Source organism: Dyella lipolytica (genome assembly GCF_030160075.1).
Taxonomy (GTDB): Bacteria; Pseudomonadota; Gammaproteobacteria; order Xanthomonadales; family Rhodanobacteraceae; genus Dyella_B; species Dyella_B lipolytica.
In genome coordinates this window covers 2,265,023-2,277,857 of sequence record NZ_BSNQ01000003.1, presented here as the reverse complement: position 1 = coordinate 2,277,857, position 12,835 = coordinate 2,265,023, and the positions used below count along the sequence as shown (strand labels likewise).

The following is a 12,835-nucleotide window of genomic DNA, read 5'->3' as shown; positions in this document are numbered from 1 at the left end:
CCCGTCCCCGGCGCGGGGTTTTGTGCCGAATCGCAAGTACTTGATCTATCTGGAGTGCTTGCAACATCGGAATGCGAATGAATCGCATTATGTGATGAAAGGAAAATGAAGGATTGGCCGGACTGTACGGTACGGTTTGTTTTCCCGCAGGTTAAGACTGTGTTAGCATCCCAGCTCGAATTGGCTGCTGCCCCTACAGGTACCCAATAAATGATCAAGCAGCGTACGCTTAAAAATATCATCCGTGCCACTGGAGTCGGTCTGCATACCGGCGACAAGGTCTACATGACGTTGCGTCCAGCGGCGCCGAATACCGGCATCGTTTTTCGCCGCACCGACCTCAATCCTCCAGTGGATATCCACGCTCGTCCGGATCACGTCGGCGACACGCGTCTGTCGACCACGCTGGTCAATGGCGATGTGCGTGTTTCAACGGTGGAGCACTTGTTGTCGGCGATGGCGGGCCTAGGCATCGACAACGCTTACGTGGATCTTTCCGCGCCGGAAGTGCCGATCATGGACGGCAGCGCTGGTCCCTTCGTGTTCCTGCTGCAATCGGCAGGCATCGAAGAGCAGTCGGTTGCCAAGCGCTTCATCCGCATCAAGAAGCCGGTGAAAGTGCAGGATGGCGATAAATGGGCCAGTTTTGAGCCGTTTGAAGGCTTTAAAGTCGGCTTCTCCATCGAATTCAATCACCCGATCATCTCCAAGCGCACGTCGCGCGCCGAGATCGATTTCTCCACCACGTCGTTCGTGAAGGAAGTGAGCCGCGCGCGCACCTTCGGTTTCATGCGCGACATCGAAATGCTGCGCGAACACAATCTCGCGCTCGGCGGCTCGATGGACAACGCCGTGGTGCTCGATGACTATCGCGTGCTCAACGAAGATGGTCTTCGTTACGAAGACGAATTCGTCAAACACAAGATTCTCGATGCCATCGGCGATCTCTATCTGCTCGGTCACAGCCTGATCGGCGCGTACTACGCGCACAAGTCCGGGCACGAGTTGAACAACAAGCTGCTTCGCACACTGATGGCTGATGCCTCGGCATGGGAAGAGGTCAGCTATCAGGACGATCCGGCCACCGCCCCGATCTCCTACGCGCATCCCGCCCAAGCGATCTAATTTCATCCGTGACACCCCAGCAAGCCGGGCCTTTCGAGCCCGGCTTGTTGTTTTTGTGACTTTCATCACACTTTCGTCACACCCCCGTTCACGCTATTACGACAGGTCCTAAAGACCTGGGTGGGGTGTTGCGTGGTATAAATCTGACACCTGTTCCGGGGGTGGGCTGAAGTCAGCCCTATCGATCCGGGACGACGCTTCAGCTCAGGGCGTCCTTTGAGGCTTGGAATCAGCGGTTTCGGCGACGGACGCCAGTTCTAGGAACAGCGCCCGCAATTCGGGGTCTTGGATCGAATTCGCGGCAGCCTTCAGGTGAAGCGCGGCCGTGGCGGAAAGCGGTTTAGATTGCTCCGGCTGGGGATCAGGCGGAGGAAGGGGGGCCACTTTCACGGTAACTGAGCCGGCATTCGCGCCAATGGCGCGTGCGGCAGCGAGGATTTGCGCCTGTTGCAGGCGCAGCCGCGATGCCCAGGCCGGCGAGGAAGCCAGGAAAACAAGGCGGTCGTCGCGAAAATTTGCGAATCTCACCTGCTCACGCAGGAGCGGCGGCAACATCTGACGCAGTGTGCGGTCCAAGGCTTCGAGCTTGGCGGCTTTTTTGGCCAGTGCAGCTACAGGACCGATATCGGCAAGGGATTGCAGTCCATGGCCGGTGCGGTTTGGGGCGGCGGGTACGTCGCGCTGCATCAGTAAAAAAACTTCGAATTGGTAACGACATGCAAATCATACTCGTCTCACGTGCAGGGAAGGTGCCGAGAACATTGGACCTCGCCAACCAGCGACTTCGCTGGCGTGTCTTGGGTATAGGCGCTGCTGTGGTGCTCGCCTTCGCCAGCGTCGGCGCCGGCGTGGCCCTGGCTGTAGCCAGTCCACGCGATCGCGCGCTTGCCGAAATCAATACCTTGCATCAACAGGTCAAGCAGCAGGACAAACAGCTTGGAGACCTGCGCGAAGACGCCCATCGACAGCTCGACGCGCTGGCCGCCAAGCTCGGTCAGCTGCAGGCCCAAGCGACGCGCCTGAACGCACTCGGCGAGCGGTTGGCCCAGGTCGGCAAGCTCGACAACGGCGAATTCAATTTCGACCAGCCCCCGCCGGTTGGCGGTGTTGAAGTCACTACCGGCAGCAGCGCGTTTGCCTTGCCGCAAACGCTAGATATCAGCATCGACCAGCTGGCGAGCCAATTCGATACGCAACAAGCCCAATTAAGCGCCATGCAGAGCCTGCTGCTCAATGCGCGCATCGATTCGGATCTCAAGCCGACCGGGATGCCGGCGGATGGTTATATCTCTTCTTATTTTGGTGTACGCGCTGACCCGTTCGATGGTCGTTCTGCCCGCCACACCGGCCTGGATATTGCGGTGCCATTCGGCAGCGAGGTCCACACCGTCGCCGAGGGCATGGTGACCTATGCCGGAGTTCGCAGTGGCTATGGCAATGTGGTCGAGATCGACCATGGCAATGGCTACATGACGCGTTACGCCCACAACAGCAAGTTGCTGGTGCATCCGGGCGAACATGTGCGGGTGGGCGACGAGATCGCCGAGGCCGGCTCCACCGGCCGCTCCACCGGCCCTCATGTGCATTTCGAGGTTTGGTACAACGGCCGCGTCGTCAATCCGCTGGCGTATGTGAAGAACCATCGCTGAGCGCGTCCTGGCGGCGCCCTTGAAAGCGTGTCGCCCTACCGCCACCCCTAAACCAGAACGTCCGGTGTAACCGGGTGTACCGCCGGTTCCGAGCGTTTGGGATACCTGGCGGACCCTAGTATCATCGCTCCTTTGTCCGCCGGACCTGTTCCAGCGGGCGTCCCCTGTTTCCAGATCCGGAAGATCGATGCTCAACCGTGCCCTGACGAGCCTTTTTGGCAGCCGTAACGACCGTGTACTGCGCCAGCTTTCCAAGACCGTCGTGCGCATCAATGCGCTCGAGCCTGAGTTCGAGAAACTCAGCGACGAGGCCTTGCGCGGCAAGACCGCCGAATTCAAGCAACGTATTGCCGGTGGCGAGACGATCGACAAGCTGCTGCCGGAAGCCTTTGCGGTAGTGCGCGAAGGCGCCAAACGCGTGCTCGGCATGCGCCATTACGATGTGCAGCTGATCGGCGGCATGGTGCTGCACATGGGCAAGATCGCCGAAATGCGCACCGGCGAAGGCAAGACCCTCGTGGCGACGGCGCCTGTGTACCTCAATGCGCTGGAAGGCAAGGGTACGCACGTCGTTACCGTCAATGACTACCTGGCCAAGCGCGACGCGGCCCAGATGGGCAAGTTGTACAACTTCCTTGGATTGTCGGTTGGCGTGGTGTGGCCGGGCATGGATCACGCCGACAAGTTCGCCGCCTACGCCGCGGATATCACTTACGGCACGAACAACGAATTCGGTTTCGATTACCTGCGCGACAACATGGCGTTGTCCAAAGAGCAGCGCTGCCAGCGCGGCTTGCACTACGCCATCGTCGACGAGGTGGACTCCATTCTGATCGACGAAGCGCGCACGCCGCTGATCATCTCCGGTCCGGCCGAAGACTCGCCGCAGCTTTACATCGCGGTGAACAAACTTGTGCCGCGCATGACCCGGCAGGCAGTCGAGGATGGCGCCGGCGATTACTGGGTCGACGAAAAGCAGAAGCAGGTACACCTTTCCGAAGAGGGCATGCAGCACGCCGAAGAGCTGCTGCGCCAGGCAAAGGTGATCGACGAAGACGGCAGCCTGTACGACGCCCGCAATCTCGCGATCGTGCACCACCTCAATGCCGCCTTGCGTGCCAACGCGATCTATCAGCGCGACGTGGATTACATCGTGCGCGACGGCGAAGTGATCATCGTCGACGAGTTCACGGGCCGTACCTTGGCCGGCCGCCGCTGGTCCGATGGCCTGCACCAGGCGGTGGAAGCGAAGGAAGGCGTGCCGATCCAGCGCGAAAATCAAACGCTGGCGACGGTCACGTTCCAGAACCTGTTCCGCATGTACAAGAAGCTGGCCGGCATGACCGGTACGGCCGACACCGAAGCGTATGAATTCCAGCAGATCTACGGGCTGGAAGTGGTGGTCATTCCCACGCACAAGCCGATGATCCGCCAAGACAATGCGGACATGGTGTTCCTGGGCCAGGACGTGAAGTACAAGGCGGTCATCGAGGACATCCGGGATTGCCACAAGCGCGGTCAGCCGGTGCTGGTGGGTACCGCCTCGATCGACGTGTCCGAGCTACTGTCCGACATGCTGCGCAAGGAAAAGATTCCGCACGAGGTGCTCAACGCCAAGCAGCACGAACGCGAGGCGCACATCGTGGCGCAGGCCGGCATGCCGGGTGCAGTGACCATCGCCACCAACATGGCCGGCCGCGGTACCGATATCGTGTTGGGCGGCAGTCTGGACGCCGCTCTGGCAGCGTTGCCGGAAGATGCCAGCGAGACGGACCGCGCCCGCGTCAAGTCGGAATGGAAAAAGCGCCACGAACAGGTGCTGGCGGCAGGTGGCTTGCACATCGTGGGTACCGAGCGGCACGAGTCCCGCCGTATCGACAACCAGCTACGTGGCCGCTCCGGCCGCCAAGGCGATCCCGGCTCCTCGCGCTTCTATCTGTCGTTGCAGGACAACCTGTTGCGCATTTTCGGCGGCGAAGGGCTGGTGCGCTGGATGAAGCGCTTCGGCATGAAGGAAGACGAGGCGCTGGAAGACCGCATGATCAGCCGCCAGATCGAAAAGGCGCAGCGCAAGGTCGAGCAGCACAACTTCGATATCCGCAAAAACCTGCTTGAATACGACGACGTCGCCAACGACCAGCGCAAGGTGATCTACCGTCAGCGCGACGAGCTGCTGGAAGGCGAGGACGTGTCTGCCACCGTGGCCGACATCCGTGAGGACGTGGCCGAGCACCTGGTGCACCGCTACGTTCCGGCCGACAGCATTGACGAGCAATGGGATATCGTCGGCCTCGAGCGCGAGCTCGATGGCGAATTCGGTATCTCGACCGATCTCAAGCATTGGCTGGAACAGCAGTCCGAGGCCGATTCCGGCACGGTGATGAAACACGTGCGCACCCTGATCGAGGACATGTTCCAGGCCAAGGAAAAGCAGATCGGTCCGGAGACCATGCGCCAGCTCGAAAAGCACATCATGCTGAGCGTGGTGGACAACGCCTGGAAGGAACACCTTTCCAGCATGGATTACATGCGCCAAGGCATCTATCTGCGCGGCTATGCGCAGCAGGATCCCAAGCAGGCGTTCAAGCGCGAGTCGTTCGACCTGTTCTCGCAGATGCTCGCGCGCATCAAGACCGAAGTGACCCAGATGCTGGCACGCATCCGCATTCGCAGCGAGGAGGAAGTCGCTGCGATGGAAGCCGAGCAGCAACGCCTTGCCGAGCGCATGCAGCGTCAGATGCAGGCCAGCGGCGGCGGTGCGCCGGCGGGAGGCGTGTTGGGTGTGGAGGCGCCGCAACAGGTAGCCGCCGCTGAGCCGGCGATAGGTGGCCCCAAGGTGGGACGCAACGACCCGTGCCCGTGCGGTTCGGGCAAGAAATACAAGCACTGCCACGGTCAACTGAGCTAAAGCCAAATAAAGAGAGGCGTATCTCGCGCCTCTTCGCTTTTTTGTTGTCAGTCGCCGCCCGGCGTGCGCTTGCGATGCGGCTCGGCATCCACGGTGATGTACTGCGGCTCTTCGCCATCCAGACGTAGTGCGGTGAGCTTGCCGCCCCACACGCATCCCGTGTCGATGCCATAGACATCCATGCCGACGAAGCGTCCCAATGTGGACCAATGACCGCACACGAAACGCGTCTCGCGACGACGTACGCCCGGCACTTCGAACCATGGATACATGCCAGGCTTTTGTGTGCCGGGTGCACCCTTGCTTTCGAAGTCGATCCGGCCATTGATGTCGCAAAAGCGCATCCGTGTCAGCGTGTTGATCGACGCGCGCATGCGCTCGATACCTTGCAGACGGCTCGACCAGGCAGCCGGTCGGTTACCGAACAGATTCTTTAGCAGCCGCGGATGATGCGGGCTGGAAAGCTCGCGTTCGATTTCAGCGGCGCAGCGCTGAGCTTGCTTGAGCGTCCAGCTGGGTGCGAGACCAGCATGCACCATCGTCCAGCCCAGCGACTCATCATGGTGCAGCAGCTTTTGGTTGCGCAGCCATTCGAACAGCACCGGAGCGTCTTCGGCGAACAGTACTTCGCGAAGCTCCGCATTGACTCGTGCTTGCGCATCCTGTTTGCGTTGTGCGATCGCCAGCAGGCTCAGGTCGTGATTGCCGAGCGTAACGATGGTGCTGTCCCGCAACGAGTGCACCAGGCGCAGCGTGTCCAGCGACTGCCCACCGCGATTCACCAGATCACCGCAAAGCCATAGCCGATCGCTGCTGGGATCGAAACGCAACTTCTCCAGCAATCGCTGCAATTCCGGGTAGCAACCCTGGATATCGCCGATGGCGTAGGTGGCCATCAGCGCATTGCCTTGGGGGTCTGCTGCACACGAATCATGAGCAGCTCCTCAGTGCAGGGTACGCGGAATGGAAAGCGTAAATGCTGGGATGGGGGCCTCGAAGCGTGTGCCGTCGTCGGCCACCATCTGGTAGCTGCCGTGCATGGTGCCCACGGCGGTTTCCAGCACCGCGCCGGAGGTGTATTCGTAATCATCGCCCGGACGCATCCAAGGTTGCTCGCCGACCACGCCTTCACCGCGCACTTCCTCGATTTTGCCGTTGGCATCGGTGATAACCCAGTGGCGGGTGAGCAGGCGCGCGGGAATGATGCCGGCGTTGTGCAGCTTGATCGTGTAAGCGAATACGTAGCGGTTTTCACCGGGCACGGATTGGTCCGGGACAAAGCGGGTATGTACCTGCACATCGATCGTGTAGGGGGATTTCTCGTTCATGGCGGGATTGTAAGCGTTAAGCACGCCTAAGGGATGCCCCGATCTATTTCGCGCACGCGTATGACATCAAGAGGCGGGTGCGGTCTTGGCCAGGCGCACGAAGTCCTCCGGCGCCAATGTCTCCGCCCGTGCCTTGGGATCGACGTCGGCGAGCCGGATGGTATCGGCATCCATCAGTTGGCGAAGCGCATTGCTGAGCGTCTTGCGCCGTTGCGCGAAAGCCGCTTTCACGATGGCGTACAGGCGATCCGGGTCGGCGTCATGACGCGCCTCTGCCGCGAGTGGCACCAGGCGCACCACCGACGAATCGACTTTCGGCGGCGGCCGGAACGCACCGGGCGGCACATCGAACAGCGGCTCGACACGGCAAGCGAGTTGCAACATCACCGACAGCCGCCCGTACACTTTGCTGCCCGGCTCAGCGGCCATGCGATCCACCACTTCCTTCTGCAGCATGAAATGCATGTCGGTGATGGCTGCCGCATGATCGATGCAGTGAAACAGGATCGGGCTGGAGATGTAATAAGGCAGGTTGCCGGCAATGCGCAGGCGCTCTGCGCCATGACGATGCGCCAACGCGGTGAAGTCGACCTTCAGCACATCGGCGTGCACGATCGAAAGCTCGCCGACGCCGGCAGAATTCGCCTGCAAGTTAGGGATGAGATCGGTATCCAGCTCGATCGCCGTGAGCTTGCCCGCCGCAGCGAGCAGCGGAAAGGTCAGCGCACCTTCGCCCGGGCCGATCTCTACCAGAAAATCCTCGGGACGAGGCGAGATGGCGCTGACGATGCGCTCGATGTAGCGGCGCTCGTGCAGGAAGTGTTGGCCGAAGCTTTTCTTTGGGCGGGCGCTCATACGGCCTTAGATGAAGCGGTTCCCTCACTCTGGAGGGGTGTCGATGAATGGGTGGCACGTCGCGCCACGAGATTTAATGCCATCTGCGCAGCGGCGATCAGGCTGGACGGATCGGCCTTGCCAGTGCCGGCAAGATCCAGCGCTGTGCCGTGGTCGACGGAAGTGCGAATGAAGGGGAGGCCGAGCGTGAGATTTACTGTGCGATCGAACGCTTCGCTTTTCAGTACCGGCAATGCCTGATCGTGATACATCGCGAGCACGGCGTCGTAATGCTGGCGCTGCGCGGGCACGAACGCCGTATCGGCCGGCATGGGGCCCAGTAATTGCATGCCTTGTTGGCGCAGCTTCTGCAGCACAGGAATGATCGTATCGATTTCTTCGCGCCCGAGATGGCCGTTTTCGCCGGCATGCGGGTTGAGGCCCAGCACGGCGATGCGCGGCTCGGCAAAGCCGAATTTTGCCTGCAGTTCGTTATGCACGATGCGTAGCGTTCGTTCCAGCGACGTGGCATCGATGGCCGCAGACACAGCATTCAACGGCAAGTGAGTGGTTGCCAACGCGACACGCAGTTCCGGGCTGGCCAGCATCATCACCACGTCGGCGTGGCTATGTGCGGCGAAGAATTCGGTGTGGCCGCTGAAGGATATGCCCGCGTCGTTGATCGAGGACTTCTGCAGCGGAGCCGTGATCAAGGCGCCGTAGCGACCGCTTATGCATCCATCGGCGGCTTCCGCCAGCGTGGCGAGAACATGTTGGGCATTGCGCGGGTCGGGACGGCCAGGAACTTCGTTGGCCGCGAGCGGAATATGTCGAATGCGCAGGGTGCCTGGCGATCGCTCCTCGACGTCCCCGCCATCGTCATCGATCAAATTGATCTCGACGCCGCACCGGATAGCCGCGCGTTCGAGCAAGGCACGATCGGTGATCGCAACGAAATTGGCCGCCAACGAGGTGGCGGCCAATCGGACAAGCAACTCGGGACCGACACCGGCCGGCTCGCCTGCAGTGAGGGCGAGCCGCGGTAGCGCGAGCCTGTTCACGGGATACCCGCGCGTCGTGGCGCCATTACGAAGACGCCTTGTTGTCCGAACCGGCGGGCTCCTCGAGCTCTGGCGCGAGGATCTTCACGTACGAGCTGGAGCGCAATTCGCGCAGGTAGTCGTCGTACGCCTGGTCGGCCTTGCGGTTGCCGATCGCCTGACGCGCCTGTTCGCGGGCGACTTGCGTGGTCATATCGCTGCTGCGCGTGCTCAGACGCTGGATGATGTGCCAGCCAGCCTCGCTCTGGAACGGCTGCGATACTTCACCATCCTTGAGCTCGTCCAATTTCTGGCCGATCAGCTGACCCCAGTCACTCTGCTGGAACCAACCCATGTCACCGCCGGCGTTGGCGGTCGTGTCGTCATTGGAATCGTCTTTCGCCAGTTTGGCGAAGTCTTGATGCTTGTTGGCGATGCGGTTGTAGATGTCCTGCGCTTTTTGCTGCGCCTGTGCCGCCGAAAGCAGCTCGCTCGGGCGGATCAGAATCTGGCGGGCGTGATATTCGGTCACCATCTGCTTGGACGGTTCGCGCTGACCGATCAGCTGGATGATGTGGAAGCCCGTGGGGCCGCGCAGGATGCCGCTTACGTCGCCGGTCTTCATGCCGCCGATGGTGTCGACGAAGGCCGACGGCACCTCGTCCATGCGACGCCAGCCGAGATCGCCGCCGTCCAGCGCATCAGGCGCATCGGAGAAGCGGATGGTCGCGGCCTTGAAGTCCATACCGCCCTTGATGGCAGCAAGCGCCTGTTCGGCCTTGCTCTGCGCGTTCTGGATATCGGCGGCGCTCGCACCGCTAGGAATGCTGATCTGGATATGCGCCAGGTGCACTTCGCCAGCCTTGTAGCTGGAGCTGTTGAGCAGGTTGTTGATTTCGCTGTCAGTGATCGACACCGAATCGCGCACCACGCCTTGGTGCAGCTTCTGGACGACCAGCTGATCGTGCAGCTGCTGACGGAAAGCCGCGTAGCTCAGGCCGCTTTGTTCCACCGCGGCGCGCAGCTGGTCGGGCGACATCTTGTTCTGGGTGGCGACATTCTGCACCGCCTGATCGACGTCGGAATCGGAGGCGCGGATACCCTGGTCGTCGGCGCGCTGCAGCTGCAGCTTCATCAGGATCAGACGGTCGAGCACCTGTCGGCGCAACACGTCGATGGGGGGAAGCTGCCCCGGTTGACTGGCATATTGCTGCTGGATCGCGGCGACGGCGTCGTTCAACTCACTCTGCAGAATCACGTCGTCTTCGACGACGGCGACGATCCGGTCGACCGGTTGCAGGCCGGAGCCTGCGTCCTGCGGCGACAGGAGCTGAGCCTGGGCCAGCGACGGAGCCGCCGAAACGATCGTCAGCAGGAACAACGCAAAAATCTGCTTCATCAGTGAACAGCCTTCTATCGCCAATGGCGAGCGAATTAACGGTGATCTCAAAAACGGCCTACGTAGCCGTTTTCTTGAGGGCGCCCAAACCTTGCAAAGCGCCCTTATTGATAGCCAAGGATATCACGCCGCAGGATGCTGTCCGTCTGACCGCTGAAAGCACCCATGCCCTTGAATTCCAACTCGAACATGACAGCGGTATCGCTGCCGGGAATGGCCTGGCCTGGCAGCAGGTTCGTGATGACGCCGTCATAGCCCGTCACATAGTGGCGAGCCACCAGGCTGACCTTGACGCAACAGCCTTCGTACTGCACCCCGGCGACTGCCTCCACGGTTTTCTTGTCCATCACCGAGTACGTCCAGTCGCCGATCAGGCGCCAGCGGTCGGTGAGTGGATAGACCGCCGAGGCGTCGTATTGTTCCAACTGGCCCTGGCGGAAGCGGTAGGAGAAGTTGAGGATGCCGTCGAAGCCGAGACGGCGCTGGACGGTAAACGTGCCCAGATCGGTCTTGCGGGTATTCGGGTTCCACAGATACTCGGTGCTCATGGTCCACTGGTCGTTCAACTGACTGCTCAGTTCGGCCACGTAGTCCGAACCCGACCAGTTCGTAGCAGCCACCCCGGGCGTTTGCACGAGCTGAGGGGTGAAGTAGCGAATCTGTCCAAACGTCGCCGACAAGCGCTCCACGCCGCCATCGTCGAGCAATCGGGTGGTGACCGCGGCAGTGAGGTTGTTCGCATTCATCTGGCGGTCGGCGCCCGAGAACTGGTTCGGGGCGAACAGCATCCAGTCGTCGAACGCCATCAAGCCGGTGTCGAACAACGGCAGGTTGTTCTGATTGCGGTAGGGCACGTAGAGGTAATAAAGGCGCGGTTCCAGTGTCTGCGTGTAGTTCGTGCCGAACAGCGACGTGCTGCGGTCGAAGATCAGGCCTTGGTCAAGACTGACGATCGGCAACGAACGGCTCGGGTTGCTTTGCGGGAACGGATAGAACGTCGTTCCCGTTGAGGTCGTCGTGGCGGTGTAGAAATTCTGGTAGCCCGAGTCGAGTGAATAGGCCGTATAGCGGTAAGCCAGCTTAGGCCTGATAAACCAGGCGGCCCCTTGAAAGTCCGCGTCGACATAGGGGTAGAGATCCAGTCGGCTGCCTTCCACGCTGTTGGTTTTGCGGAACGACACGGCTTCGCTGGTCATGCCAACGTCGTACCACCGCGCGAATGGGATATCCATATTGAACGTGGCGCGCGGCAGGCGTTTGTAGGGCTCTACGCTGTTGGGCTGCGAAGGATCCACGTTCTGCCACATGTCTCCACCGACAGCGGCACTCCACCAATTACCCGAGCCATTGAGGTAAATGCTGGAGTAGAGGAAGGTCGTGGAAATGCTGAAAAGGTCGTCGCCGAAATCGTGCATGTAGTTCTGATCCGACGCACGATTGATGTTTGTGTTGAGGCTCCACCCTGGCCACAAGCTGGTGTTGTTGACGAATTTGTATAGATAACGTTCCTGACCTTGTGTATCCGGCGCGGTCGGCGTGATTTTCTGGTCGTTGTAATTGTCGCTAGGCAGGAATTCGATGTTGAATGTTCCACTCGTCTTCGGAAACAGATAACGGAACTCAGCGCCGAGCATCGCGCCGCGCTTCGTGTAGTAGCGCGGATCCAGCGTCGCGTCGTAATTCGGTGCCAGATTGAAATAGTAAGGAATTCTGAACTGATAACCGGCGTTGCCCGTATGCTCGAAATACGGATACAGAAAGCCGCTCTGGCGATCGTTGTTCAACGGGAACGACATATAGGGCGTGTAGAAGAACGGCACGCCGTAAAAGTTCATCGTGGCGTTGCGTGCGACACCGCGGCCGGTGTTCTGGTCGGTATCAATAGTCTTCGCGCGTATTTCCCAGATGTGACGACCGATATCGCACGTGGAATAGGTGGCGACGCTGTAGCGATTGCGGTTTTCGTCAATCATCTCGCCACGAACGGCGGTGCCGTTGCCATGCGAATCCAGCATCTGGAAGCGCACGTTGCCGGTGGCGACCCCGGTGCTGTTGTTGGTGTTGCCGACAATGTGATCGGCCGAGAGCAGATGCGCGGCCTCCTGGTAGTGCACGTTGCCGCGCGCGTCATAGTCCGTCGTGTCGCTGTTGTAGTCGGCGATGTCGGCGTGCAGCTCCTGGTCGGCGCGGACCGTTTTCACGTGGCCGGTCAGGTGATAGATGGTCTGGTCCGGGCTCTCCACTTGATCGGCCCACACATGGGTCTTGGCCGTGTCGCGCAGCGAGGAGTCCTTGCTCAGAAAAGGATCGTAGAACTCGAGCAAGCCGTTGGGGCGGCACAGTGCGAAGTTGTCCGGGCGCGGTGCGCAGATAAATGTGCCCAGCGGGCAGACGACCTGCGAGCCATCCAGCGTGGCCTTGGGGCGTCGATTCTGGGATCCGGCATGGGCGCCCTGGCTGCTGATCAAGGCAGCGGCGGCGGCGATTGCCAGCAGGCGGCGTGGAGGCAGAGAACGCAAGGGCGGCGTAGGCTTCACGGAGGGCAGTCAATC

General features: G+C 60.8%; 10 protein-coding genes. 3 read left to right on the top strand and 7 right to left on the bottom strand.

The window, feature by feature from the left end:
• Positions 1 to 210: 210 nt before the first annotated feature.
• Complete coding sequence (gene lpxC, locus QQL64_RS11590) at positions 211 to 1,125, top strand: UDP-3-O-acyl-N-acetylglucosamine deacetylase (RefSeq protein WP_284399495.1); 915 nt, start codon at positions 211 to 213, stop codon at positions 1,123 to 1,125.
• A 204-nt stretch (positions 1,126 to 1,329) separates the two neighbouring features.
• Here lpxC and QQL64_RS11585 read toward each other — a convergent pair whose 3' ends face one another.
• Positions 1,330 to 1,812 (bottom strand): DciA family protein, encoded by a 483-nt coding sequence (locus tag QQL64_RS11585; protein ID WP_284399492.1) that lies wholly within the window; start codon positions 1,810 to 1,812, stop codon positions 1,330 to 1,332.
• 29 nt (positions 1,813 to 1,841) lie between these two features.
• Between QQL64_RS11585 and QQL64_RS11580 the strand changes: the two genes are divergently transcribed.
• Complete coding sequence (locus QQL64_RS11580) at positions 1,842 to 2,774, top strand: peptidoglycan DD-metalloendopeptidase family protein (RefSeq protein ID WP_284399490.1); 933 nt, start codon at positions 1,842 to 1,844, stop codon at positions 2,772 to 2,774.
• Positions 2,775 to 2,961: 187 nt separating this feature from the next.
• Positions 2,962 to 5,682, top strand: a complete 2,721-nt coding sequence (gene secA, locus QQL64_RS11575; protein ID WP_284399488.1) for a preprotein translocase subunit SecA — start codon at positions 2,962 to 2,964, stop codon at positions 5,680 to 5,682.
• A gap of 47 nt (positions 5,683 to 5,729) precedes the next feature.
• On the opposite strand, the gene QQL64_RS11570 is transcribed toward secA, so the two are convergent.
• The 6 genes from QQL64_RS11570 to QQL64_RS11545 all read right to left on the bottom strand — a co-directional run bounded on the left by QQL64_RS11570 (position 5,730) and on the right by QQL64_RS11545 (position 12,820).
• A complete protein-coding gene (locus tag QQL64_RS11570) occupies positions 5,730 to 6,578 on the bottom strand; it encodes a symmetrical bis(5'-nucleosyl)-tetraphosphatase (RefSeq protein ID WP_284399487.1) in 849 nt (282 codons plus the stop codon).
• A gap of 48 nt (positions 6,579 to 6,626) precedes the next feature.
• The gene (apaG, locus tag QQL64_RS11565) at positions 6,627 to 7,010 is read right to left on the bottom strand and encodes a Co2+/Mg2+ efflux protein ApaG (RefSeq protein ID WP_284399485.1); all 384 of its coding nucleotides are present in this window, start codon (positions 7,008 to 7,010) and stop codon (positions 6,627 to 6,629) included.
• A 66-nt stretch (positions 7,011 to 7,076) separates the two neighbouring features.
• Positions 7,077 to 7,865, bottom strand: coding sequence for a 16S rRNA (adenine(1518)-N(6)/adenine(1519)-N(6))-dimethyltransferase RsmA (rsmA, locus tag QQL64_RS11560; protein ID WP_284399483.1), 789 nt, complete (start codon positions 7,863 to 7,865; stop codon positions 7,077 to 7,079).
• Positions 7,862 to 8,905, bottom strand: coding sequence for a 4-hydroxythreonine-4-phosphate dehydrogenase PdxA (pdxA, locus tag QQL64_RS11555; RefSeq protein ID WP_284399481.1), 1,044 nt, complete (start codon positions 8,903 to 8,905; stop codon positions 7,862 to 7,864). Before pdxA ends, rsmA begins: the two co-directional genes overlap by 4 nt.
• 25 nt (positions 8,906 to 8,930) lie before the next feature.
• Complete coding sequence (locus tag QQL64_RS11550) at positions 8,931 to 10,283, bottom strand: peptidylprolyl isomerase (protein ID WP_284399479.1); 1,353 nt, start codon at positions 10,281 to 10,283, stop codon at positions 8,931 to 8,933.
• A 104-nt stretch (positions 10,284 to 10,387) separates the two neighbouring features.
• Positions 10,388 to 12,820 (bottom strand): LPS-assembly protein LptD, encoded by a 2,433-nt coding sequence (locus QQL64_RS11545; protein ID WP_284399475.1) that lies wholly within the window; start codon positions 12,818 to 12,820, stop codon positions 10,388 to 10,390.
• Between the last annotated feature and the right edge of the window lie 15 nt (positions 12,821 to 12,835).